We start from the raw sequence: 24,742 nt of genomic DNA on the forward strand, positions 1-24,742 counted from the left end.
CCGTTCCTCGTAAGGAACAATAATTAGTATACGGATTTGCCCAGGTTTCGTCAATGCTTTTTTACAGGAAAATTATTAAGAAAACCTTGCGTTTGCCTTTGACTGATTAATAAGCCCATCAACTTGCGCCTTCAGGCTTTTCCAATCATCGTTAAGAAGCACTTCTGCGTTTCCTTCGAGCTCCTCCGGGAGTTTCAAATCCCGTTTGAACTCTGCGGAGTTGATTCGCTTTTCCACCGCGACATCCCCATCCCCGCGTTCGTGCAACCGTTCAACCAACTCCTTTTGATCTGAAACCGTCACATACCAAAGCCAGGCCTGGTCACCTAATTCTTCTTTATAAGTGATCCCACCCTTTGTATCCAAAACGGTCACTGCAAGGTCAGATTTTGCCCATGCCTTTTTTAAACCTTCCATTGAAGAACCGTATGAGTTACCCGCGTAGCTAACAGATTCCAAGAAGTGCTTTTCCTTAAAGGAAGCAGGTGTTTCAAAGTAGTAGTCAACGCCATCCGCTTCACCATCCCGCATGGGGCGTGTTGTATGGGTGATTACCTGAGGAATGTTGTACTTTTCTCCTATATAAGAACAAATGGATGTTTTACCAACTCCAGTTGCTCCCATAATGACGATGACTCTTTTTTGCATGGTCCTACCTCCGATGATTTTTATTTTATCACTTATATAGAAGAAAACGACTTTATTGCATCGATTTATTCGTTATTCCAATTTTTGAAAGGACTTTAAAAGAGCCAAGTTCGTCTTTGACTTTTCCCTACAATGTTGCTAAGATTATTGAATATATTAAAGAAAAATGAGGAAATGTTATGAACGTATTGAAACGAGCTTTTGCAAAAGAGTCCGTTTCGGGTTACTTGGAAAAAGACGGGCGCATGTCCCGTGTGCTTTCCACCAAGGACTTGATCGGATTGGGTGTCGGAACTGTGATCGGTTCCGGTATCTTTATACTCCCTGGACACGAAGCCGCAAACCACGCCGGCCCAGCGGTTGCAATCTCGTTTTTCCTCGCCGCACTTTTTTCTGGCGTCTGCGGAATGGCCTTTGCTGAATTCTCTTCCGCCATGCCCGTTGCCGGTTCCGCTTATTCTTATGGTTCCGTCATATACGGCGAAATCATCGGTTGGATCTTGGGTTGGTCATTGATTCTGGAATACTTCTTGGCAGTGTCTGCCATCTCAACCGGATTTTCCGCTTACTTGAATTCCTTACTTCACGTCATCGGCCTAGGCTTGCCAAGTTACTTAACTGCCGGTCCAGGTGAAGGTGGTATCGTTAACCTCTTGGCCGTCTTAGTCATCTTAGTGGCAACCTTCATCTTGTTTGCTGGTTTGTCTCAAAGTAAAAAAGTCGAAAACGCGGGTGTCGTTTTGAAGATCGCCATCATCTTGGCCTTTGTCATCGGTGGTCTCTTCTTCATCAAGCCCGAAAACTACGCGGACTTCTATCCAAAGCAGTTCCACTCTGGTGCCTTTGGCCTTGGCGGTATCACCGCCGCAACGGCTGCCATTATCTTCTCCTTCTTAGGATTCGATACAATCGCCGCTCACGCCGCCGAAGTCAAGAACCCAACCAAGACGATGTCGCGCGGTATCTTGGGAACGGTTGTTATCTCATCCACCCTGTACACGCTTTTCGCCATCGTTTTGACGGGAATCGTCAACTACAAGCAGTTGGGTGTTGATGACCCCGCCGCCTTTGCCCTTCAAGCGATTAAGCAAACGCAATTCTCCGTTGTCATTACCATCGGTGCTTTGATTGGGATGTTCACGGCCATTCTGGCCTTGATCTTCGCCTCATCTCGCCTGGCCTACTCATTTGGTCGTGACGGTTTGATGCCAAAAAGACTCGGCAAGGTAAACGAGAAGCACCTGCCAAAGAACGCCATTATCTTGGCCGTTACCGTTGAAGCTTTCTTGGCTGGATTGGTTCCCCTTTCCACGTTAACGAACTTGATTAACATCGGAACGTTAACCACCTTCTTCTTCATCACGTTGGGTGTCCTTTTCTTGCGGAAGCGCAAGGACTTGAAGCACGATGGCTTCAAGATGCCACTCTACCCAGTACTCCCTGCTTTGATTGCCTTGATCTCACTCTTCTTGATTTCACAGCTCTCACTTGAAACATTCAAGCTTTACAGCATCTGGGTCATCATCGGATTGATTTGGTACTTCACTTACGGTATCAAGCACTCCGCTTTGAAAGCAAAAGATTAATCGATAAGAAAAGCGCCACCAAACGGGGTGGCGCTTTTTGTGTGTCCTTAAGTCGGGTGACGTTGTGAAAGCGTCGTTAGCAGAGAGGACGTAGTGGAAACGTCGTTAGCAGAGAGGAAGGTACTGGCAGCGCTTCATTCGTTTGGAGGACGTAGCGAAAGCATCTCTTGAGGGATGGCGTTTTCCCTACTCTTCTTAATTCAGGCCGTAAAAAAACGCCCTGGCGTTGTAAGCCGAAGGCGTTTTCACATGATGTTATAAATCAACCGGATCTTGGTTAGCCACCAAACGCGCGTATGCGTCCGGCTCGACCTCGTTCAAGGCCGTCTTCACCTTTTCAACCACCGCCGCGTAATCGAAGTCCTTTTCATACAAGTCCTTCGCCTCGCTCAAGGCCTGTGCCATCTTCGCATTATCCTCACGGTAGCGTGAAGCGTACTGCACGAGCGTCACAGACAACTCCGCCTGCTCCGCCACAATCTTCGCTTCATCCTTCAACGTATCCAAGTCCGATGACACAATGTTCACCTGGCGCTGCACGTCGTCCAAGTCCACCTGTGACGCCTCCAATGACGTCTCCAAGCGTTCCATCTCGTCCGACAAGGCAAAGAAGTGGTCCAAGAACACCTTTGGCAATCCCGGCAAATCACGTCGCTCCAACGTTCGCTTCAAATCCTTCAACGAAGCCACATCGTCTTGTGCGCGCTGCTTAGCTGACTTCAACGCCGGCTGGAAAGTCTGAATCTGCTTATACAAAGCAATCTGATCCCTGTCCAACTCCTTCAACAAGAGCACCCAGTGACTCTGGCGTTCCAAGGCCTTACTATAGGTCATCGTCTTATCTGCCAACGCATCGGCGACTTCCTTTTGACCCTCAACCATTCCCTGGATCTCATTTTCATACGTCTGTTGTTGCTCTTCTTCTTCATGAGACAACGTAAAGCGGCTCTTCAAGTAAGCCAACTCGATCATCAAGGAGTGGTTTTGCTCCTTCACGCGGTCAAAGCCCTTCTGGATAAATTCCTGTTGCTTGAAGTAACGGTGGTAAGCGGCCAATTCCGCTTCCATCATGTCGTACAAAGACTGAATCTTTTCTTCGATGGCAGAAGCCGTTTCGCTTGCTTCCTTCACCTTCAACTCTTCGATGGCGGACAATTCCTTGTTCTTTTCCTCTTCAACAAAGGCCAAACCATCTTTTACAACGTCTTCGTCCAAAACCACGCCGCGCTGACGCAATTCTTCCGCACCGTTTTGAATCTCTTCGACTTGTTCAGCAAACTTGCCGTTCAACTGAGACAAAAGCATTGGAATCGCCTGCATGAAGTGCGTCACCTGACCCGCTTCCATTCCGAGCGCTTCAAATGCCTCGGCCGCTTCCACAGCCTTTTCAGCTTCCACAAGGCCTAAGTATTCTTGGTATGATTCTTCACCTTGTTGGACGAAATCAAGCAACTTGTCCGTTGCCGGACCGAATGATTCCGGTTCGCTCTTGATGCGTTCCACAATGGCAGGACGTTCTTCGTGGAATTGACGAATTGCCGCGTGGTGACGATCATTTTGCTGGTACAAGTTATCCAAACCATCCTTGATGCTTGCCTGCACTTGGGATGCTTCCTTTGAAAGGGACAACAACGTACGCAAGGCCTTCTTTGTTCCCCAGACGTTCAATCCGCCGGTTAACTTCTGCGCCTTGTATTGTTCTTGATCAATCTTGTTAAAGCGGTCCTTTAAGTACTGGTATTGCCCTTGAATCGTTTGGTATTCACGCAAGGCTTGTCCAGTTAAGGAGATCTTCTTCGCTTTTTTAATTTCGTCTTGAACGCGTTCGTCCAAAAGTGCCTTCTTGGCGAGTTCGAAATCGGCTACTTGGCCGGCTGCTTTTCGTTGCGTTAAGATGGCCCAAGCCACCAGTGCAAACACGAGCAGTACGATGATTAATCCTACGATGATTACCATAGTCTTGTTTCCGTCTCTTCCATATAATCTACTGTCCACTTTACACCAAGATTGTTTAACAAAAGGCTTTCGGGCGCTTTTTTAGTATATTCTTAACTTTTCTTCTATATCTTATCTTGGTACGGTTTTGACTTTGGCATGGATGACTGAAAAGTCGGGCCCGAGGGCCCGGCGCCATGCTTGTATTGCATAGCAAACCCTGTTATAATGATTGAAGTTGTATTGAGTAGCAGTCTGCAAAGAAGCGCGTCAACAACGTCCCTACTCGTTAGTAAGAGCTGAGCTACGGCTTCTGAGAAACGAAACTTTTGACGTTGCACGCATCTGGTGCAGGCCCTCAAATGTACAGCAAAATACATTTTGGAGGACATATATATGTCACGTTATACTGGACCAAAATGGCGTGTTTCACGTCGTTTGGGTGTTTCACTTTCTGGAACTGGTAAGGAATTGGCACGTCGTGCCTACGCCCCTGGAGACCACGGACAAGGACGTCGCGGTAAGGTTTCTGAATATGGATTGCAATTGGCTGAAAAGCAAAAGTTGCGTTTCACTTACGGTTTGACTGAACGTCAATTCCACGGTTTGTTCAACAAGGCTGGTAAGATCCGTCAAGGTACTCACGGTACCAACTTCATGATCTTGCTCGAACGTCGTTTGGACTCAATCGTTTACCGTTTAGGTTTGGCCACTACGCGTCAACAAGCTCGTCAATTGGTTAACCACGGTCACATCATGGTTGACAACAAGCGCGTTGATATCCCTTCATACGAAGTTACGCCTGGTCAAGTGATCTCTGTTCGCGAAAAGTCAAAGAACATTGTTCCTATCCAAATCGCTGTTGAATCAGTGGTTTCACGTCCTGCGTTCGTTGAGTTCAACGCTGACAAGTTGGAAGGTACTTTGGTACGTTTGCCACAACGTGAAGAACTCGATGCAGACCTCAACGAAGCTCTTATCGTTGAATACTACAACCGTCTTGGATAATTTCATTACCCAACCGGTTACGGTACAAAAAGCACTCGCTTATGCGGGTGCTTTTTTGTGTGCACTTTTAGTTGCTTTTGCTGGCACTCAAGTTAATTCCTTTATAGGTCATTTCTTGGCCGACCATTTATGCGTTTTTAAAGCGGGCAAAGTCGGGCCCGAGGGCCCGGCCGCCATCCTTTTGTATCCGATCTCTTTTAAAGGAATCAAATCAGCTCCTTTAAGAACCATCCACCATCTCTTTTGAAACCCCCTGCTTTTTTCCGTATAATTAGTATCAGTAACAAACGGAGGTCAACAGCATGGATGTAAACGATCGTCTCGAACAGAATCAAAACGGTTCAGGTCCTAACCTGAAGCCAGATGAAAAGCGTCTCTACCTTGGCACCTACCGAGAACGCGTCATCTTGGCGATTAAGACGTCACAGATTAACGACGAGAACGCCAAAACCACTTTGGCCGACCGTCTGCAGGCAAACCCTGACGCCAATCTCATCATTGATCAGAATCAGGCAGGTGGCGCTTACATCGACTACTTGCAGCTGGCCATTAAGTCCGGTAACAACTACTCCCTATTATCAAACAACGAAGTATCAAAGGCGGTCTCTGACCCCTACGCCATCGTGTTGGCGGCTAAGAAAGCCGTCAACATCGACAATATTGAGCTATAAGCAGTAAGGTAAGGCCGGGTTCCCCGGCCGTTTTTATACAAAAAACTTGAAAGGATTCCTCATGGCAGGACAACAACCGCTCGCCTTTCGGATGCGGCCCGAAAAAATTGAAGAAATCGTCGGCCAGCAAGACCTCGTCGGCAAGAACAAAATCATCTGGCGCATGGTTGCAGCCAAGCGACTATCGTCCATGATTTTGTACGGGCCACCCGGCACCGGTAAGACCTCCATCGCCTCCGCCATCGCCGGCTCCACCAACTTCGCCTTCCGCGCCCTGAACGCGGCGACGGATTCGCAAAAGGACTTGCAGGCGGTTGCAGCCGAGGCCAAGATGTCCGGAACGGTCGTCTTGCTGCTGGATGAAATCCACCGCCTGAACAAGGTCAAGCAGGACTTCTTGCTTCCCCACCTCGAATCCGGCTCCATCATCTTGATCGGTGCCACCACCGAGAATCCCTACCTGAACGTCACGCCAGCCATTCGCTCACGTACGCAGATCTTCCAGGTTCATCCGCTCTCGACCGACGATATCAAAGTCGCCATCGACCGTGCTTTGAATGACAAGGAAAAGGGCTTGGGTAATTACCCCGTTCTGATGGACGACGCAGCCAAGGAACACTTGGCCCAGGCCACGAACGGTGACCTGCGAGCCGCCTTGAATTCTTTGGAGCTCGCGGTGCTTTCAACGGCCAAGGACGGAGACGGCAACATCCCAATCACCTTGGAAGTCGTTGAGGAAACCTCCCAGAAGCAGGCGTTGTCTGCGGACAAAGACGGGGACGCCCACTACGACGTGATTTCCGCCCTGCAGAAGTCCATCCGTGGATCGGACGTTGACGCCGCGCTTCACTACACGGCCCGCTTGATTGCTGCCGGCGACCTGCCCATCCTGGTTCGTCGCTTGACGGTCATCGCCTACGAAGACATCGGCTTGGCCAACCCCAACGCCGCCTTCCGCGCGGTCACGGCCATTCAAACGGCTGAGAAACTCGGCTTGCCAGAAGCACGCATTCCGTTGGCCAACGCGGTTATCGAACTGGCGCTGTCGCCCAAGTCCAACTCGGCCTACACGGCCATGGATGCCGCGCTTGCTCAGGCTTCGCGTTCCAAGGCGCAGGCCATTCCAGCACACTTGAAGGACGCCCACTACTCAGGCGCTTCAAAGCTTGGGCACGGAAACGACTACATCTACCCCCACGACTTCGAAAACGACTGGGTGGCCCAGCAGTACCTGCCGGATGCCATCAAAGATGATCACTACTTCAAACCGAAGGGTAACTCGCCTTTCGAGCAGCAGTTGAAGGACGTGAACAAGACGTTGAAGGATAAACAACATCGGGGATTAACCGGTAAATAAGCTTCTGAAAAAGACGGCTGTGATGCCGTCTTTTTTGTGTGCGGGTTGGACTTTTACAGGAGCAAAAGGAGATAAAAAGAGGCGAACTGTCTTCTATCAAAGCCCGCCATTTTAAACAGAAATCCATCCATGTCAAGACTGACATTTCGCCCCGCGATTCGTTATACTATAGGTGAACTCTGGTATACGCGTTGCTGCATTTACAGCTTTTTCCTTACAACCTTTTAATAGGGCGGGGAGCGAGCTAGTAATGGTTAGGCCTTCTCATTTGGTAAACCAGCGCTAGCTCCGAACCACCCACCTCGACAATTTCGAGGAAAATCTGAGCGGCGATTAACGGTGCCAACAGAGTGTCATGGTAAAACCATGGAAGTCCACTTCGAGTGGGCTTTTTTTATGGCCTTTTATGACTTTTTTATGGGCTTTTTACCGGGAGATAAAAGTCCAACTCGAATTCAAATAAGATACATAGACAGACTTTTTGTTTAATGCTGGACAGTTACGGCGATTCGGTCACACAAGAAATCGATTCTGATTTTGCATAAATTCCACTTTTTTAGAAATTAGTACTATACTAAAGAAAAGGAGGACAATTCATGTCTACGTTCTACCGAAACATTTTAGTGCCAGTGGATGGCTCAAAAGAAGCAAAGGCGGCCTTGAATCGTGCCATTTCGATGGCAAAGGAAGCGGGCGCCGATGCCAGACTAGTGATTGCCAACGTGATTGATCCACGCGCAATCCGCAACGTGACGGCCTTTGATAACTCGATGGTCGATACGGTGACGGAAGAAGCGAAGAAACTGCTCACGGCTTACAAGGAACAGGCAGAAAACGAGGGCGTCGAAGTGGTCGACTACCGAATTGATTACGGTTCGCCAAAGTCATTAATTGCAAATGATATTCCAAAGGAAATCAACGCGGATTTGATTGTGATTGGTGCGACGGGCCTGAACACGGTCGAGCGAATCGTGGTGGGCTCCGTGACATCCTACGTGACGCGTGTGGCGCCGGTCGATGTCCTGGTCGTTAAGGGTAAAGAAGATTAGTCTCATATAAAAACGCGCCCCTTTCAGGGCGCTTCAAGCAAAATAAAAAGCTGACCATCACAGGTCAGCTTTTTTATATGATTATTTTCCGTTGAATGTTCCAACTTTTTCTTCACCCAATGATTCGAATGAGTAAGAAATTTCTGATGCTTGCTTGTAGGCTTCAAAACCGTACTGCACCATCATGTCGGCCAACTTCGCGTTGTTAATGTCTGAGTAGTCCCAGAGACGCTTGAACAATGACATGTTCGTAAATCCAGGCAACGTGTTTGGTTCACCCAAGTAAGGCACGTTGTCTTCATCAATCAAGAAGTCCATGCGGGCTTCACCCTGCAGGTTCAACACACGGTATGCCTTGGCAGCCATTTCCTTAATCTCTGCCGTCACAGGATCAGGCAAGTTGGCTGGAATTTCGAAGGCCACTTCGGAGTTGTCAACGAACTTTGAGTGGTAGTCGTACCATCCCTTACCGTCGCCACCTTGATCTGGCACTTGGTGGGCACCAATTTCAGAAACCAGGATATCATCGTTTCCGATTACCCCAACTTCTAATTCGCGGGGACCGTTAACGGCGGCTTCCACCAAAACCTTACGGTCGTATTGGAAGGAATCCTTCAAAGCTGCTTCGTATTCTTCTTCGTTTTCAGCACGTGAAATACCAACGGATGATCCTTGGTTTGCCGCCTTAACAAAGACAACGGACCCAAGTTCCTTTTCCACTTCAGACCAAGTCAACTTTTCCTTGTCAGCCTTGTAAGTGACCAAGTACTTCGTGTTACGAATGTTGTTTTGCGTCAAGATTTCCTTCGTCAACACCTTATCAAATGATACGGCGTGGCCGCGGAGAGCGGCACCAACGAATGGCTTATCCAAGAGTCGGAAAAGCCCCTGCAATGTCCCGTCTTCACCTAAGTTTCCGTGAACGACTGGGAAGAAAATATCAATTTCAGGCAAGTCTTCCAAGGCCTTGATTGGTGACAAAATCCCCTTGTCCTTCAATTCAGCCATGTATGAATCAACCAATGGTTGTTCGTCTTCTTGCATCATGATCTTCATTGAACGCTTTGCATCCAAGAAGTAACCATTTTGTGCAATGGCGACAACGGACAAATCATACTTACCCGTTTCTTCAAGCGCCTTGTAGTAGTTGTAAGCGGAACGCTTTGACACATCGTGTTCAGAAGAGTTTCCACCGAAGAGTAATACAACGTGTTGCTTTGCCATAGTTCTTTCCTTTTCTAAGCCTGGAGCCATAAGGCAAACCAGCTGGTTTTGTTATGATAAATAATTTTTAGTTGCTTGGGCGTATTCCCAAACTTCTTTTGGACTACCATTCTCACCGAAGGCCAAAATCTGTTGGAAGAAGTCCACCCGATTGTAAAGCTTTTGCCAACGGGAGCGGCTCTGGACGAAGGGCTCATTGACCAAGTCCTGACGCCAAAGCTTCAACGTCAAAAGAAGGTATTCTGCATAGAGCGCGTGTCGCTTTGCAAGGCTCAAAATCGTTCCGACAAGCCGTCCCATTTCGCCCATGGTTAACGGCGTGTCCAATGTCCGCAAGTTCGTCATCAAGCAGGCCAGCAAGAAGAGCTTATCGGCTCGTGCTAACTTCGGATCTTCAAAGAGTGCTCCCAAGACATTGGCTAGGTGACTGTAGATATGCACCCATCCGCTTTCTTCAGTATACCCGCGCGTGTCCTTTTCTGCCAACATTAATACTGACAATTTCAAAACGATGTTTTCTTTCATCTCGTCATCGATGAAGGAGACCGAACCGTTTTGGTCCTCGTTAATCAAAATAGCCAGTAATGCTAGACAGTATGAGCGGTAGAAAGCCCCATCATTCTTTTCTTCCAAGACGTGAGACAAAAGGCGCGACTCATCCGTCAATTCCGCAACTACCGTGCGCAACTGCTCATTGCTTAAATGATGACCCGTTACCGCGTTTCCAAGAAAGAAAAAGGCGCCCGTGTCGCGAATCGTTGAATCCGTGGCTGACAGGAGTAAAAGAAAGCGGCGCAAATCATCGGAATCCATCGTTGATGGTGCAATTTCACCGTTTTCTTCTTTTTTCCAAAGATCTTGGTAAGCCGCCATTTGATCGAGCGATTCATAGGCAGAAAGCAAAGGGGGCATCGGCGTTTCTTTGCCATACTTGATATCCTGTCGGATTGCAAAAAGCATATCGGGCAGTGATTTCAGAAGCTTTCCTTGCTTCACACCATCCAGCATGAAGTGCAGTTGAGCGTATACACTGTCTAATTCTTCCATGATTCCTCCTTAGAGTGAGAAGTCATTTGATTCGTTAAAGACACGACTCTTCTGCTGGTAAGACATCGACATAATTAAGCCGACTCCTATCATGTTCGAAAGAAGAGACGATCCTCCCTGCGAAATGAATGGCAATGGAATTCCTGTCAATGGCAAGAGGGCGATGTTCATTCCAATGTTTTCGAAAACGTGGAAGAGAACCATCACGACCACACCAGTGGCGATGTATGCGTAGAAAGTGTTACGAGCCTTGAAGGTTGCCTTAATCATCAAGTACAACAAGACGAAGTAGACTGCAATCAAGAAGGCTCCACCAACGAATCCAAAGGTCTCCCCCATTACGGAGAAAATCATATCGGACTCACGAACCGGAACGAAAACCTTGAGGTTTCCAAAACCTGAGCCCCAAAGTTGTCCCGATCCAATGGCCTTCAAGTTCTGGTAGGTCTGATAACCGGAATCAGAAGTATCTTGTCCCGGGTGTAACCAAGCATCGATTCGTGCAAATTGGTAGGCTTGGAACCCAAAGGCCCCAAGAATTGAACGACCAATTGCAGATGTCACGAAGAAGAGCATCGTGGAAGCTACGGCTCCAATTGAAATCAAAACCGGGCCAAGAATGCGCCAGGTAATTCCTGACACGATGGTAATTCCACCAAGCATAGCGATGAAAACAAGCAACGTTCCCAAATCGTTTTGCAAGGCAATCAAGAAGGCAACGGGCAAGAACACGCCTGCCATCTTGAAAATCAAGACCCAGTCGGATTCAACCGTGTGTTCTGGGTAAAGACGGTTGTGATTGGCCACGACCTTCGCCAACATCAAGATGAAGGCCGGCTTCACAATTTCTGATGGTTGAAGGGAGACGGGGCCAAAGGCAATCCAGGACTTCGCACCAGCCTGCAAAGCAAGCGCCCGGTTATAAAAGAAGAGAACGGCAATCAATAACGCAATTCCTAAACCGTATGCCACTGGTGCCAAACGCCAAAGCTGAAAGGCGTCAAAGCGCATAATGAAGGCAATCATCACAGCACCGATAACCCAGTAAAGTAACTGCATGATGATGGCACGTATTGGTGATGCCCCCTTTCCACCATCAAGAATGGCAAAGTACAAGGAGTACAAACCGATTAACATGAGTAAGATCAAGACGAGGATCATTCCCCAGTCGAGCTCGGATGCCGAAGTACGACTCGTTTTGTGGGCGTTGAAACGTTGCATCAAATTCTCCCTTAGAGATAAAGCTTTTTATGTACAAAAACCCCTTGCCGAGGCAAAGGATTCTTTTAAGAGTTAGTAATAAAGGTTGTATGAAGAAAGCAAAGCTTGCAAAGCTTCGTCTTCTGACTGTGCAGAAGCAATCACAACTTGCTTACCCAAGGTTGCCTTGTAGGCACCTTGACTCTCTTCAATTAGACCGATTTCCTGATCGTCAACAAAGACCTGAACTTGGTCGTTTGCCTTTTTTAGTGAAACAGCAAAGCTCTGATTTTTCTTAGACATCAAAAAACTCCTTAGTCCTTAGCCATCATGTGTTCCAGCAAAGCACCGGTACCCTTGGCTACGTTATCCAATGGTGATTCAGCGATGAAGACAGGAACACCCAAGCGGTCTGACAAGAACTTGTCAATTCCGTTAAGCAATGCACCACCACCGGTCAACATGATTCCACGATCGATGATGTCAGCTGCCAATTCAGGTGGCAACTTTGACAATGCCAAGTGTGCTGCGTCAGCGATTTGAGCCAACGTTTCGTGCAAGGCAGATTCGATTTCGTTTGAGTTAACCGTAATCGTTTGTGGCATTCCTTGGAAGTTATCACGTCCGCGGACAGCCATTGTCTTAGGGTTATCTGAAGGCAATGCTGAACCAATTTCAATCTTGATTGTTTCGGCTGAACGCTCTCCAACAACCAGGTTGTGTTCGCGCTTCAAGTAGTTCACGATGTCCACGTTCATGCGGTCACCGGCAACACGGATTGATTCTGCGACAACGATGTCACCAAGTGACAAAATGGCGATGTCAGAAGTTCCACCACCCATATCGATAACCATTGATCCGACAGGCTTGAAGATGTCCAAACCAGCACCAATAGCGGCAACCTTTGGTTCGTAATCCAAGTAAACCTTGGCACCACCAGCCTTTTCAGCCGCCTGAATGATTGCCTTACGTTCAATTTCAGAAATGTTCGTTGGGGCACAGATCATGATGTTTGGCTTTGACATGAAGCCCTTCACGTTCAACTTGTTAACAAAGTAAGTCAACATTGCTTCCGTGATATCAAAGTCGGAGATAACTCCATCCTTCAAAGGACGTACGGCCCGGATGTTACCAGGTGTACGACCCACCATGCGGTAGGCTTCTGAACCAACAGCCAATACACGGTCAGTCTTGTCATCAACGGCGACAACGGATGGTTCGTTCAAAACCACTCCTTCACCTTCGACGTAGATCAACACGTTGGCTGTTCCCAAATCAATTCCAATATCTCTTGCCATCGTTCATTTTCTCCAAAATATAGGTTACTGAGGGAAGTGTAAATCCTCCCCTACAATCCTTTCGATTATACCATATTTAGCCAGTAGAAAAGGCTAATTCCGGTTAATCTTCGCCCTTATTTCTAATCAAATGAAAAATCTTTCCTTAATTTAAAAACAGTTACGAAAACTTCACCTTGCTAATGAGCAGGAAGTGACAAAAGTCGCGCCCGCTTCAAGCAAGCGGGCTTGTGCGTGATAGAGTGTTCGTTCCGTTGTATAGACGTCATCAACGAGCAAGACGCGCTTTCCTTTCAACCTTTTTACTTTCTCTTGATCAAGTATAAAGGGCTGTTTGGCATGCAGGCGGGCCTGACGACTCTTTTCGGATTGGTCCTTTCCTTTGTTTTTTCGAACTTTCAGTGCTTCAATCACTTTCGGTGTTGGTGGCAGATAAGGCACCACCTGGTTAAATCCCCGCGTGCCATAGCGCGTCTTGCTAACCGGGATTGGCACCACGTAATCGATTTTTTCTTTCTTAATAATTTGCCGAATCATCTCATGCATCCGTTTTTGAAAAAGGCGCGCCATTCGATAATCCCCAATGAACTTATATTTGGCCATGTAAGCTTTCATCTGTTCGTTATAAACATAGAGCGCCTGGTGCTTTAACAAGGTCACTTGTTTTTTCTTCCAATAGCCGCAGTCCCCACATACTTTTCCTTCTTCTTTTACCTTTCGCCCACACCCGAGACAGTTCGGGCCAATTAAGGGTTCAAAGGCCATTAAGCAGTCAAGACAGTAATCGCTTTCTGCCAGATCAATGCCCCAGAGTGTGTGTATCATCGTTGGTTCTTCGTATAATTTTTTGTCACATATTAGGCATTTTTTCATGTTGGTTTCTTCCTCACTTTTCGTGATGGACTCCCTTTGGCACTGCCTCTTTTTATTAATTGTTGTTATCTTGCATTACTTTTTAGATGTGCGACGTTTTTGAGCGAGTCGATTTCGTTTCTTAATGGCTCTTTTCGCCTGGAAAATTGCCCACGTTGGGCTTTTCGCCAAAAAAATAACGTCCCCTTCCGCACTCTCCTGACTACGACCAACACGCCCGGCGATTTGCACGAGTGCACTGGCGGAAAAGACCGGTGAGTCTGCTCCCAAAACAGCGACCTGGAGACCGGGTAGCGTGACGCCACGCTCAAGAATCGTGGTGGTGATGAGATATTGGTAGTTGTGGCCGCGTAAGCGGCTGACTTTGGAGAGGCGGTCTTTATCGCGAGCATGCACGGTTGTTCCTGAATACTTGGTCAGTTTTTGAACGTAGTCGAAGACCCCCTCCAAATCATCGACGTGTGGCACGAACAGCAGGAAAGGCAATCCGGCCTGTTCCCAACGCAAAATGGCTTCAGCCAACGCTTTAGGCGGTCCCAGTTGCCAGTTTGACCCCTCATAAAACACCTGAATCTCTGGTAGCAGATGACCGTGAAAACGAGCGGGCAACTCATGAACGATAAGTTTCCCTCGGCGTTCTTGTCGCAACAGTTTCTTTGACGGAGTCGCCGATAGATAGACGGTGCTCCCCGTTTCTTTCTTAGCCTGTTTCAACGCACGTTCTAAAATTGGGTTGTTTCGAAACGGAAAAGCATCCACTTCGTCGACAGCAATGAGGTCAAACGCCCGGTAGAACCGAAGGGCCTGGTGCGTTGTGCCAATGACGAACTGTGAATATTGGTAGGGTGCTTCTTGCGCGCCGTAAAGCACCTGCGTGAAAACAGGAAAGGCCGCCTTCAACCTAGGGGCAAGTTCCAAGACAACGTCTACCCGCGGCGACAAAAGAGCCACCCGGTCTCCGTTTCTCAAGGCGTCATTAATCAGCAAAAAAAGCATTTCTGTCTTACCGGCACCGGTCACCGCCCAGACCAACTGGTCTTTTTTCTTCCGATAATAGTTGACCAAAGCTTGGCCAACCTCACCCTGATCTGTTGTTAAATGGCCCTTCCATGACATCCCCGGAAAACTTTCAAAAACATTTGGCTCCGGCAAAGTCAAAAGCAGATCATGAGTCGAAATCCTTCCCAAATTCAAACAAGCTAAGCAAAAATAGTGCCCGTTTGGCAATGGACTGTGTTCGTTTTGACCACAGCGAAAACACCGACCGTTTTTGAAGGGCTCAATCACCGTCACTCCTTTTGGAACTGGCCAAACTTTTGGCCACGTCAGCAAGCGTCCGTATAGAATGCCGTCGTTCATCCGCTCTCTTTTAATCCCTTCCATTTTGGCTCCTTTCTTATAGCACCTAAAAATCAACCTTTCCTTTCTTCTCTCCTCTCTTTCCCCCGTGATATAATACGAAACATGGAACACTTTTACTTATTAAAACCTCAAGAAGGCACCTGGGAACAAACAATCAAGAAATCTGATTTCATCGTTTACTTGGTTCGCGTTAATAGCGAAGACGAAGCCAAAGAAAAAATCGAGATGATCAACAAGAAACACTACAAGGCAACCCATAACGTTCATGCCTATGTCATCGGTGACAACGACGAAATCAAGCGCTACACCGACGATGGTGAACCTTCAGGTACGGCTGGCGTGCCAATGCTTGAAGTCTTGCAGAAACAGGGCGTGCACAACTGTTTAGCCATCGTCACCCGTTACTTTGGGGGAATCAAGCTTGGTGCAGGTGGTTTGATCCGCGCATATGCTGGAACAACCGCGGGCGGTTTGGATGATCTTGGTTTAGTTGAACGTTTAAACCGGGCCGTTCTAAAACTAACCGTTGATTATTCCAATAACGACGAGCTCACTTACTGGCTAAAGGAAAACGAATATTTGGTTCATGACACGTCTTATGACACGGCTGTGCACCATGAAGTGGCTGTTGCTCCAGAAGACGTTCATGCCTTCGAAGAAGAACTCACAAACCGCTTTGCGGGGCGGATTACCTTCGATAAGATAGGTGAAACCTACTTGGAAATCGATAAAAAATAGGTTATAATTACATAGTTCGCGCGGTTGGTGTAATGGATAGCACTCAAGATTCCGGTTCTTGCAATCCGGGTTCGACTCCCGGATCGCGCACTATGAAAAAAAGGACGAGCATTCGCTCGTCCTTTTTCTTTTGCTCTTTTTTTGCAATGAAACGAAACAACTTTACAGCACATCATGCCAATCACAATCCTGGTTATGTCCGTTGTGAATGCCTATTGCTTGTAAGAACGACTCAATCACCACCGGGCCCGTAAAAGAAAAGCCAGAAGCTTTTAGTTCTCGACTAATCTTTTGGGATAAGGGGGTGGTTGGCGCTAGTTTTTCCCCAGGTTGGGCACCAACATCTTGACGCTCGCCTTCGGCTTCATCCCAACAGTATCCGTTAAGTGTTAATCCTCGCTCGTGCCAGTCAGCAATTTCCTTAGCGTTTTGTATAACCGCCTCAATTTTTGATCGATTTCGGATGATGTTTGGGTCTTCTAGTAGTCTTTTGACATCATCTTCCGTGAATGTGGCAATTTGATCGACGTTAAAATAGGCAAACGCCCGCTGCAATGCCGCCCTTTTTGAAAGCACGACACGCCAGTTTAATCCTGACTGAAATAATTCGAGCGAAAGCCACTCAAAGGTCAAACGCTCATCGCGAACGATTCGACTGTATTCGTCATCATGATAACGCAGTAAGATATCGGTTGCTTTCTCTGATTCAACCCATAAGCATCGTTTTGGCATAGTTGCTCCTTTCAGTTCTTATGCAACTCCCTAACTAATACTACGAATGAGAGCACAAAAAAACGCTCCGAAGAGCGTTTTTCTTTATAAAGAATTACTTAGCTTGGATAGCTTCACGAGCTTGTGCTGACAAGTTGTAGAATGAGTTAACACCCTTGTACTTAGCAGTCGTATCCAACAATTCTTCGATACGGATCAATTGGTTGTACTTTGCGATACGGTCAGTACGTGACATTGAACCAGTCTTGATTTGGCCGGCGTTCGTAGCAACAACCAAGTCAGAGATCGTCGTATCTTCCGTTTCACCTGAACGGTGTGAAACGATAGCCGTGTAACCAGCTTCCTTAGCCATTTCGATAGCTTCGAGCGTTTCAGTCATCGTTCCGATTTGGTTAACCTTGATCAAGATTGAGTTAGCGGCACCCATCTTGATACCCTTCTCCAAGAACTTCGTGTTCGTAACGAAGAAGTCATCACCAACCAATTGAACCTTCTTGCCCAATTCCTTAGTGATTTCTGCCCAGTCATCCCAGTTGTTTTCGTCGATTGGATCTTCGATTGAGATGATTGGGTAACGGTCTGCCAAGCCTTCCAAGTACTTGATGAATTCTGGCGTTGAGAATTCTTCCTTAGTTGACCAACGCAAAACGTACTTTGACTTGTCTGCGTCCCACAATTCAGAAGAAGCAACATCGACAGCGATGGCGATGTCCTTACCTGGCTTGTAGCCAGCACCTTCGATGGCCTTGATCAAGTATTGCAAAGGTTCTTCGTTGTTTGCGAAGTCAGGAGCAAATCCACCTTCGTCACCAACTGAAGTAGCCTTACCGTCAGCGGCCAACAACTTCTTCAATTCGTGGAAAGTTTCTGCACCATAACGGATGGCTTCCTTCATTGAAGGAGCACCAACAGGCATGATCATGAATTCTTGGAAGTCAACCTTGTTATCTGAGTGAGCACCACCGTTGATAACGTTCATCATTGGCGTTGGCAATACGTATGAGTTCATACCACCAATGTATGAGAACAAAGGCATTCCCAATTCGTCAGCAGCCGCACGGGCAGCAGCGATAGAAACGGCCAAGATAGCGTTGGCACCCAACTTACCCTTGTTTGGCGTTCCGTCCAAGTCGATCATTGCTTGGTCGATGGCACGTTGGTCAGTTACGTCGAACTTTCCAACCAAAGCCTTAGCGATTGGTCCGTTAACGTTGGCAACGGCCTTAGTCGTTCCCTTTCCACCAAAGCGCTTCTTGTCACCGTCACGCAATTCAACGGCTTCGTGTTCACCAGTTGAGGCACCTGATGGGACGATTCCACGTCCAAATCCACCAACTTCAGTGATCACTTCGGCTTCAACCGTAGGGTTTCCACGTGAGTCGAGGACTTCGCGTGCGATAATATCAGAAATCAAAGACATCTATCTGTTCTCCTTTTGTATGTGGGTTATTGTTTATACAATTCCAATTAAAGTATAACACCCTTAAAACTCAAATTGAACAGGAATTTGTGCAAGAATGCCCAATTTTCGACTTTTCTTCTAAGATTAAAGCAAATAAAAAAGTCAGCCACGAGGGTGGCTGGCTCCGTCATTCTTATTTAGCGTTTTTTATCCTTGTTGAGCAATGTCAATCAAATCCAAGAAAGTCTGTGGATTCAAGGCCGCCTTACCAACCAAGATTCCGTCAATGTCTTCTTGCTTAAAGAAAGAAGCGGCGTTATCCGTGTTAACCGATCCACCGTACAGAATTCGAGTCTGATCAGCTAAGTCTTGGTTGTACAAGTTGGCGAGGGAGGCGCGAATCAAAGCTGCGGACTGCTCAGCCTGCTCAGCCGATGCCGCTTCACCTGACCCAATGGCCCAGGTTGGCTCGTAGGCGATGGCAACGTTTTGCATCTCTTCTTCAGAGATACCATCCAAAGCCTTTTTCAGCTGGCCCAGTTCAACCTGGTCAAGTGCTTGTCCATCGTAAGCAGACAAGTCTTCGTCCAAATCAACGATTGGCTTCAAGCCGTTCTTCAAAGCGGCCTTGGTCTTCAAGTTCACGCGTTCGTCCGTTTCGTTAAAGAGCTTTCGACGCTCAAAGTGTCCGATCATCACGTATGACACGCCAATTGCTTTTAGCGCCTTCGGTGACGTTTCGCCGGTGAAGGCTCCCTTGTCTTCCCAGTGAGCGTCTTGAGCAGCGATGGCAAGTCGGGACCCCTTTGATTGTTGGACCATTTGGGCAAGGTAGAGGTTTTGACCTGCAACAGCAACGTCAGCGTCTTCATCCTTTTCAACTTCTGGTAAAATCACGTCCAAGTATGGTGCAACATCTTCAGGCTGCATATTCATTTTCCAGTTGGCTAAAACAAGTGGTCGACGATTCTTTTTCATCACTTATCGTCCCCTCTTCCCATAAAGAAGATGAAGGCTGCTTCAATGAGCAATAACCACGGAAGGTTCGTTGAACGTTCACCAACCAACACAAGTCCTGCATAGGTTACGACCAAGACGAGCAATCCTAAGCCGATACGGATGATGCGCTTCTTGTATCCGGAACGTGACAACACGTCTTCCAAGTGAGCCTTTTCAACTTCTAATTCTGTAACGTCGAGCTTTAAGGACTCGATCTGACCTAAGAGTTCATCGTTTTCTGCTTGCAGCAATTCGAGTTGGCTCTGGTCTTCTTTTACTTGTTGGTCTTGTTTGGACCACTTAAATAATTTCATCGGCATTCTCCAATCCTGTATTAGTTTAACAAATATTTGAGGCTTCGACGAAAAGATTAGTAAATTTTATTTGTCTGCTTGACAAAAAGCGTAAACCTCTGTAAACTTTGATGAGTTAAGTTGCGGATGTGGCGGAATTGGCAGACGCGCAGGATTAAGGATCCTGTGTCCGCTTTAGGACGTGCGGGTTCGACTCCCGCCATCCGCATAAGAAAAAAGCAGACCTTCGGGTCTGCTTTTTTTGCCTAATTTTTCTTTCGAGCCATTGTAAACCACGTTGTTACAACTGCACACAAGACTCCGAATATCGAAAAGACTCCACCAGTGTACTGGACTTTATAAATCATGAAGAAAGCTGCTATTAAGGCAAAATTCAATAGTAAGCAACCACAAACGATTCCCAACTTAGCTAGCGCTAATTCTTGTTCACGAATATCCAGCGCTCTTGATGATTGTTCCATTCGATGATCACTTTGTCTTTCAGACATCCTCATAATTTTCTTCGGAAGAGAAGCATCTATTTGACGATAATAGTCCAACTCATTTGCAGGGGGAATTGGGCCAAGATACAAATTTTTCGATACTGCATAATCAGAAAAAGACTTATTCTTTTCTTCCAATCTCTTCATCCACCTTTCGCATCGCCCATCGCATATCATCACCTACCGCTTTCCAATCTGAATAAATTGCCCAGTAGTCTTCTTCCTCGGGACTCATCGTTTCTCCTTGATAAGTATGAATCGGGATGCTTCCGACAAAATTCAGATAACCAATTCCAGAAAAAAAGGCGGTGATTTTATCTTTTAGTTTTAATTTGACGTCCATCAAACACCTCCTTAGTGACTATATAAGTCAAAATGCGTGTCCACGGCAATGACGTAAAAGACCTCATGGCGACGTTTTAACAGCAGACGTCCGGACTTACCAAGACGTAATACAAAGAGCCCATTAAAGCACTCTTCATAACGACCACTTTCAGAAAATACGTTTGGAATCACATCTCGCTTCACTTGATTCTCAGAGATAACTTCTAATCCGCTTTCCCTTCTTAAAGCAATTAACTTATCGATTGGCAACTGAGACAGCATCATCAGTTTCTTCAATAGAATTTTTGAAACGCTATCATTTTCCTGACGATTCAAGTCATAACGTTTCATGCTTGTTAGAAAAGTGAAATTAAACAAGGGAAATTCTAATTCATAACTACGAAAGCTTGATTCCTTAATCTTCTTAGTATTTTTCATTTACACGTCCTTTTCTACAACTTCGTCAGTGAAATACTGCTTAATTAGTTCCAGGTCAATAACACCACTCTGCTCTGTTTCTTTCCATGGACGCTCCTCATGTGTCCGTTCCATCAATTCAGTGGCTGATTCTTCCCCATACAACTTCATTACATTCCGCAAAACGCTATTGCTTTCGGGATCTTCAAAAATCGCTGTATAGTTTTCCAGAGCGTCAGGATCTATTCCGTTTTCTTCGTTTACCACAAAGCCATCAGGCATAGTGATATGTACAATACCCCGATAGTGCTTGTAGCGTTCATGAACAGTTTCAACCACGGGGCCATAACGATAGGCTAGTAAATTTTCTTTGAACAAAGGTTCACCGAATACCGCAAGAGCCAGACCTTGAGCATAGTAAAGCAGCTTCATGGCTTTCATTTGTGTGAGTTCTTCCGCATTTGGGTTGCATTTCAGTTCAGCAAAACTATGAAGACGCATCCAATCCACGACTTGTAAAGCAGACCATGTTTTCATTTTGTACCTCCCATAATAGGTTTAAAAAAGTGACTTGTAACACCTTTAGAATAACAGGTAAAAAAGCTTTATCAAGGGTTTTTGGCGATGTTATACAAAGAAATTTTTACTGTTTAATAACGCAAAAAAGACGGGTTTGCACCCGCCTTTTTCAGTCGAATAATTGGCCTAATTAACCATAAGATTTTGTCTCTCTTTCCGTTCAAAAAGGACACAAAAAAAGCACTCAGAAAACTGAGTGCTTTTGCTTAGTGCCGACGAAAGGATTCGAACCTTCGACCCCAGGTTTACGATACCCGTGCTCTACCAACTGAGCTACATCGGCATACTCCGAATGTCGGGCTCGAACCGACGACAACACGATTAACAGTCGTGTGCTCTACCAACTGAGCTAATTCGGAATAATGCTTTTGCTGTATCAAAACAACTATTTAATTATGCCATCTGAGCTTATAACTGTCAACGTTTTTCTCCTTATTTTTTACCTTTTTTGGGTGAATTTTAGCGACAAATGAAAAAGTCAAAACCGGTCTTAATTCAGATTTGGATCATTGGCGCCTGGTAAGCCTGAGTACGAGCTGTTTTAGCTAAAAAAGAGCATCATAAATCCTCACACCTCCCTTCTTTTTTGGGTGGAGAATACGGATAAAGCGGCCTGGTTTGCCTTTGACTTTACAATGGCAATAAAAAAAGCCACTCGAAACGAGTGGCTAGATATTAATTATTTAATTAGAATTTCGTGTTCTTGCTACGCAATGCTGGAATTGAGAGCATCACAGCAAGTGAGAACAAGTAGCTCAACGTGAAGAACATCAAAACGTGGTTCACCGTCAACTTGTCCATCAAAGAACCAACGATGAATGGGAAGAATCCACCAAGGAACTTTCCACCGGATGACACCACTGAGTTAGCCGTCACACGAGCTTCAGCTGGGTACAAACGTGAAACAATCACACCGAATCCGGCGTACATACCGTTTGAGAAGAACCCAACCACCAACATGATGGCCAAGAGTGACCATGCGTTGTGTGCAAGCGTTGGCAAGTACAAAGCCAAGGCTGAGAATCCAAGGAAGAATCCGAAGGCCTTACGAGGGCCAAAGCGGTCCAAGAATGAACCGAAGAAGTACATTCCAAGTGACATCCCGATGACCATGGCAACGGTCCACATCGTGGACTTACCAACCGGCAAGCCCAAGTGGGCCTGCATCGTCTTTGGCAACCAAGTCAAGATACCGTAGTACCCACCAATTTGAACCATCATCATCAAGACCAAGGCAATGGTTTGATAAGCCAAAGCTGGCGTCTTGAAGACTTCGATCAACGGCATCTTCTGCTTCTTCTTTTCATCTTCGCGCTTTTGACGTGCTTCTTCGAATTCAGCTGAATCCGTCAAGTTACGACGAACGAAGAAGGCAAAGGCGATTGGCAACAAACCAAAGAGGCAGAGTGCGTTCCAACCGTATCGAGGCAGGATAAGCGCAGAGGCTATGGCTGCCAAAATCGTTCCCGTCTGTCCACCAATGTGTGCAAGGGAAGTCAAACGACCAATCTTCTTACCAGCAAAACTTTCGGCAATCAACGTCACCCCAGCACCGTATTCGGCTGCGGTTCCGAAACCGGCCAAGAACTTCAAGGCGTAGATTTCGTAGATGTTGTCTGCGAAGTAAAGGGCTGCGGTTGCAAAGGCAACCACGAAAATCGTCCAGTTGAAGATCTTAGCGCGACCAATTTTGTCAGCCAAGATTCCAAAGAACAGTCCTCCCAAAAGCGTACCCGTCATGGCAAAGGTTGTAATCAACCCAGCCGCGGCTTGGGTTACGCCCAAAGAAGAGACGATGGCAGTCGTTGCAATTGGAATCAACGAGTGGTCCATGTGTTCTAGAGAGAAGCCGGCCGTCGTTGAGACCATTGTTACTTTTTGATGCTTCGTAAAGTCCTTAAAGTGGACTTGGTCTGCATCAGTAGCAGCGTTTGTCATTATTTGAATGTCCTTTCAAAACCGACGCTCACAGGCGTCAATTATTTCGTGAATGATGCGTTTTTATAAAATTTAAACACATGTTACTATACCTAAAATCACGCCCCCTCGCAAGCATTATTTCAACAAAAAAAGAGCCGCCAAAAGCGACTCTTAAACTGTTTTAAATAACTTGTATTAGAACTTGATATCCTTGCGACGGAAGGCTGGAATCGTCAACATCACGCAGAGTGAGAAGAGATACATCGCCGTGAAGAACATCATCACGTGTCCCAACGTGTACTTGTCCATCAACCAACCGATAACTGGTGGGAAGAATCCTCCCAGGAACTTTCCACATGAAGAAACCACTGAGTTCGCCGTTACACGGGCGTACGTTGGGTACAAACGTGAAACAACTACTCCGTAACCACCATACATACCGTTGGAGAAGAATCCAACGACCATCATGATGATGAGTAGTGACCATGCACTGTGGGCAATCAAGAGCAAGTATACTGAAATTCCGGCCAAAGCCAAGAATACGCCGAAGGCCATTCGTGGGCCAAAGTTGTCTAAGAAGAACCCGAACATGTACATTCCAAGTGACATCCCAACGATCGTTACGATCATCCAGAGTGATGAACCTGAAACGGACAAGTGCAATTGCTTTTGCATGATCTTTGGCAACCAGTTCATCAAACCGTAGTAACCACCGATTTGAATCATCATCATCAAAATCAAAGCAATCGTTTGGTAAGCCATGGCTGGCGTGCGGAAGACTTCAAGGATTGGTGCCTTTTCAACAACCGTTTCCTTTGATTCAGCACGGTGCTTCTTTTCAGCTTCAAATTCGTCTGATTCCTTCACGTGAAGGCGGAAGACAAAGGCCAAAAGCACCGGTACCAAACCGACCAAGAACAAGGCGTTCCATCCGAAGGTTGGGATGATGATGGCTGAGGCGATGGCTGACAAAACAGCACCAACCTGCCCACCAATCTGCGTGAGTGACGTCAACTTACCGATCTTCTTACCAGCGAAGTTTTCGGCAATCAACGTTACGCCGGCACCGTATTCGGCTCCGGTTCCAACTCCCGCAATGAAGCGGAACAAGTAAACCAACCAAATGTTGTGGGCAAAGTAAATCATACCAGTGGCGAAGGCCACGATAATAAGCGTTCAAGTAAAGACGCGAACACGACCGATGCGGTCGGCCAACATTCCGAAGAAAAGTCCACCAATCAATGATCCAAACATTGAGATCGTTGAAATGAATCCTCCGGCAAAGTTCGAGATGTGCAATGAGGCAATGATTGATGACATCGCGAATGAGATAAAGAGCTGATCCATGTGCTCCAAACCAAATCCCGTCGTCGTTGACCAGAGGGTTAACTTCTGGTTCTTCGTAAAGTCGCGGTAGCGGAGGTGTTCCGGCTTCTGCGTAGTTGCTGCTTCTTGCATGGTTTTTTATTCCTTTCAAAAGTGACGCTCACAGACGCCAATTATTTTGTGCGGACAACTGTCTTAACACTATCGAATATGATAGCTTGTTTTTCTTTAAAAAGCAACAAAAAAAGCCA

General features: G+C 46.6%; 24 protein-coding genes, 4 tRNA genes and 1 pseudogene. 8 read left to right on the forward strand and 21 right to left on the reverse strand.

The genetic code is table 11. The features are described 5' to 3' along the window. Positions 1-75: 75 nt before the first annotated feature. Positions 76-648 (reverse strand): guanylate kinase, encoded by a 573-nt coding sequence (locus G6R29_RS04835; protein ID WP_213809235.1) that lies wholly within the window; start codon positions 646-648, stop codon positions 76-78. 179 nt (positions 649-827) lie between these two features. Here G6R29_RS04835 and G6R29_RS04840 point away from each other — a divergent pair, with 179 nt between their 5' ends. After that, entirely contained in the window at positions 828-2,234 is a 1,407-nt protein-coding gene (locus tag G6R29_RS04840) for an APC family permease (RefSeq protein ID WP_213809236.1), read from the forward strand. 255 nt (positions 2,235-2,489) lie between these two features. Here G6R29_RS04840 and G6R29_RS04845 read toward each other — a convergent pair whose 3' ends face one another. Then, the gene (locus G6R29_RS04845) at positions 2,490-4,190 is read right to left on the reverse strand and encodes a septation ring formation regulator EzrA (protein WP_213809237.1); all 1,701 of its coding nucleotides are present in this window, start codon (positions 4,188-4,190) and stop codon (positions 2,490-2,492) included. A gap of 375 nt (positions 4,191-4,565) precedes the next feature. Here G6R29_RS04845 and rpsD point away from each other — a divergent pair, with 375 nt between their 5' ends. The 4 genes from rpsD to G6R29_RS04865 all read left to right on the forward strand — a co-directional run bounded on the left by rpsD (position 4,566) and on the right by G6R29_RS04865 (position 8,254). Next, positions 4,566-5,177: a 30S ribosomal protein S4 gene (gene rpsD / locus G6R29_RS04850; protein WP_213809238.1), complete on the forward strand. Its 612-nt coding sequence runs from the start codon at positions 4,566-4,568 to the stop codon at positions 5,175-5,177. A gap of 302 nt (positions 5,178-5,479) precedes the next feature. Then, entirely contained in the window at positions 5,480-5,848 is a 369-nt protein-coding gene (locus G6R29_RS04855) for a DUF1694 domain-containing protein (RefSeq protein ID WP_213809239.1), read from the forward strand. A gap of 61 nt (positions 5,849-5,909) precedes the next feature. Next, positions 5,910-7,205, forward strand: a complete 1,296-nt coding sequence (locus G6R29_RS04860) for a replication-associated recombination protein A (RefSeq protein ID WP_213809240.1) — start codon at positions 5,910-5,912, stop codon at positions 7,203-7,205. 596 nt (positions 7,206-7,801) lie between these two features. Then, positions 7,802-8,254, forward strand: coding sequence for a universal stress protein (locus tag G6R29_RS04865; RefSeq protein ID WP_213809241.1), 453 nt, complete (start codon positions 7,802-7,804; stop codon positions 8,252-8,254). An 81-nt stretch (positions 8,255-8,335) separates the two neighbouring features. On the opposite strand, the gene G6R29_RS04870 is transcribed toward G6R29_RS04865, so the two are convergent. The 7 genes from G6R29_RS04870 to G6R29_RS04900 all read right to left on the reverse strand — a co-directional run bounded on the left by G6R29_RS04870 (position 8,336) and on the right by G6R29_RS04900 (position 15,279). Beyond that, entirely contained in the window at positions 8,336-9,478 is a 1,143-nt protein-coding gene (locus G6R29_RS04870) for a D-alanine--D-alanine ligase family protein (RefSeq protein ID WP_213809242.1), read from the reverse strand. A 51-nt stretch (positions 9,479-9,529) separates the two neighbouring features. Then, positions 9,530-10,525 (reverse strand): DUF2785 domain-containing protein, encoded by a 996-nt coding sequence (locus G6R29_RS04875; protein ID WP_213809243.1) that lies wholly within the window; start codon positions 10,523-10,525, stop codon positions 9,530-9,532. A gap of 9 nt (positions 10,526-10,534) precedes the next feature. After that, the gene (locus G6R29_RS04880) at positions 10,535-11,746 is read right to left on the reverse strand and encodes an FtsW/RodA/SpoVE family cell cycle protein (RefSeq protein WP_213809244.1); all 1,212 of its coding nucleotides are present in this window, start codon (positions 11,744-11,746) and stop codon (positions 10,535-10,537) included. 72 nt (positions 11,747-11,818) lie between these two features. Further along, positions 11,819-12,028, reverse strand: coding sequence for a DUF2969 family protein (locus tag G6R29_RS04885; RefSeq protein ID WP_213809245.1), 210 nt, complete (start codon positions 12,026-12,028; stop codon positions 11,819-11,821). 11 nt (positions 12,029-12,039) lie between these two features. Continuing rightward, on the reverse strand, positions 12,040-13,023 hold the full coding sequence (mreB, locus tag G6R29_RS04890) for a rod shape-determining protein (protein WP_213809246.1): 984 nt from the start codon (positions 13,021-13,023) through the stop codon (positions 12,040-12,042). A 171-nt stretch (positions 13,024-13,194) separates the two neighbouring features. Then, complete coding sequence (locus G6R29_RS04895) at positions 13,195-13,896, reverse strand: ComF family protein (protein WP_213809247.1); 702 nt, start codon at positions 13,894-13,896, stop codon at positions 13,195-13,197. A gap of 75 nt (positions 13,897-13,971) precedes the next feature. Next, on the reverse strand, positions 13,972-15,279 hold the full coding sequence (locus G6R29_RS04900; RefSeq protein ID WP_213809248.1) for an ATP-dependent helicase ComFA: 1,308 nt from the start codon (positions 15,277-15,279) through the stop codon (positions 13,972-13,974). An 81-nt stretch (positions 15,280-15,360) separates the two neighbouring features. Between G6R29_RS04900 and G6R29_RS04905 the strand changes: the two genes are divergently transcribed. Both G6R29_RS04905 and G6R29_RS04910 read left to right on the forward strand, forming a co-directional pair. After that, positions 15,361-15,996, forward strand: coding sequence for a YigZ family protein (locus tag G6R29_RS04905; protein WP_213809249.1), 636 nt, complete (start codon positions 15,361-15,363; stop codon positions 15,994-15,996). A gap of 18 nt (positions 15,997-16,014) precedes the next feature. Beyond that, a tRNA-Arg gene (locus G6R29_RS04910) sits at positions 16,015-16,086 on the forward strand. 72 nt (positions 16,087-16,158) lie between these two features. Here G6R29_RS04910 and G6R29_RS04915 read toward each other — a convergent pair. The 4 genes from G6R29_RS04915 to G6R29_RS04930 all read right to left on the reverse strand — a co-directional run bounded on the left by G6R29_RS04915 (position 16,159) and on the right by G6R29_RS04930 (position 19,443). Beyond that, entirely contained in the window at positions 16,159-16,728 is a 570-nt protein-coding gene (locus G6R29_RS04915; RefSeq protein WP_213809250.1) for a DNA-3-methyladenine glycosylase I, read from the reverse strand. A 94-nt stretch (positions 16,729-16,822) separates the two neighbouring features. Beyond that, positions 16,823-18,148, reverse strand: coding sequence for a phosphopyruvate hydratase (eno, locus tag G6R29_RS04920; RefSeq protein WP_213809251.1), 1,326 nt, complete (start codon positions 18,146-18,148; stop codon positions 16,823-16,825). A 189-nt stretch (positions 18,149-18,337) separates the two neighbouring features. After that, the gene (gene tpiA / locus G6R29_RS04925) at positions 18,338-19,108 is read right to left on the reverse strand and encodes a triose-phosphate isomerase (protein WP_213809252.1); all 771 of its coding nucleotides are present in this window, start codon (positions 19,106-19,108) and stop codon (positions 18,338-18,340) included. After that, on the reverse strand, positions 19,108-19,443 hold the full coding sequence (locus G6R29_RS04930; RefSeq protein WP_213809253.1) for a hypothetical protein: 336 nt from the start codon (positions 19,441-19,443) through the stop codon (positions 19,108-19,110). Before G6R29_RS04930 ends, tpiA begins: the two co-directional genes overlap by 1 nt. Positions 19,444-19,565: 122 nt before the next feature. Here G6R29_RS04930 and G6R29_RS04935 point away from each other — a divergent pair. Further along, a tRNA-Leu gene (locus tag G6R29_RS04935) sits at positions 19,566-19,651 on the forward strand. Between the two features lie 37 nt (positions 19,652-19,688). Here the strand turns inward: G6R29_RS04935 and G6R29_RS04940 are convergent. The 8 genes and pseudogenes from G6R29_RS04940 to G6R29_RS04975 form a co-directional block, all read right to left on the reverse strand. After that, complete coding sequence (locus G6R29_RS04940; RefSeq protein WP_213809254.1) at positions 19,689-20,063, reverse strand: DUF2335 domain-containing protein; 375 nt, start codon at positions 20,061-20,063, stop codon at positions 19,689-19,691. Then, entirely contained in the window at positions 20,047-20,268 is a 222-nt protein-coding gene (locus tag G6R29_RS04945; protein WP_213809255.1) for a hypothetical protein, read from the reverse strand. Before G6R29_RS04945 ends, G6R29_RS04940 begins: the two co-directional genes overlap by 17 nt. 11 nt (positions 20,269-20,279) lie before the next feature. Next, positions 20,280-20,687 carry a hypothetical protein gene (locus G6R29_RS04950; protein ID WP_213809256.1) on the reverse strand — a complete coding sequence of 136 codons (408 nt, stop codon included), beginning with the start codon at positions 20,685-20,687 and terminating at the stop codon, positions 20,280-20,282. Continuing rightward, entirely contained in the window at positions 20,688-21,203 is a 516-nt protein-coding gene (locus G6R29_RS04955; protein ID WP_213809257.1) for a Panacea domain-containing protein, read from the reverse strand. Positions 21,204-21,455: 252 nt separating this feature from the next. Then, positions 21,456-21,528, reverse strand: a tRNA-Thr gene (locus G6R29_RS04960). A 3-nt stretch (positions 21,529-21,531) separates the two neighbouring features. Then, positions 21,532-21,604 (reverse strand) — tRNA-Asn (locus tag G6R29_RS04965). Between the two features lie 328 nt (positions 21,605-21,932). Then, positions 21,933-23,183 (reverse strand): MFS transporter, encoded by a 1,251-nt coding sequence (locus tag G6R29_RS04970; RefSeq protein WP_213809258.1) that lies wholly within the window; start codon positions 23,181-23,183, stop codon positions 21,933-21,935. A 177-nt stretch (positions 23,184-23,360) separates the two neighbouring features. Then, positions 23,361-24,623: pseudogene (locus tag G6R29_RS04975) on the reverse strand (MFS transporter). Positions 24,624-24,742 lie beyond the last annotated feature (119 nt).

Origin of the sequence: Fructobacillus broussonetiae (assembly GCF_018437275.1) — a bacterium.
Lineage (GTDB): Bacteria > Bacillota > Bacilli > Lactobacillales > Lactobacillaceae > Fructobacillus > Fructobacillus broussonetiae.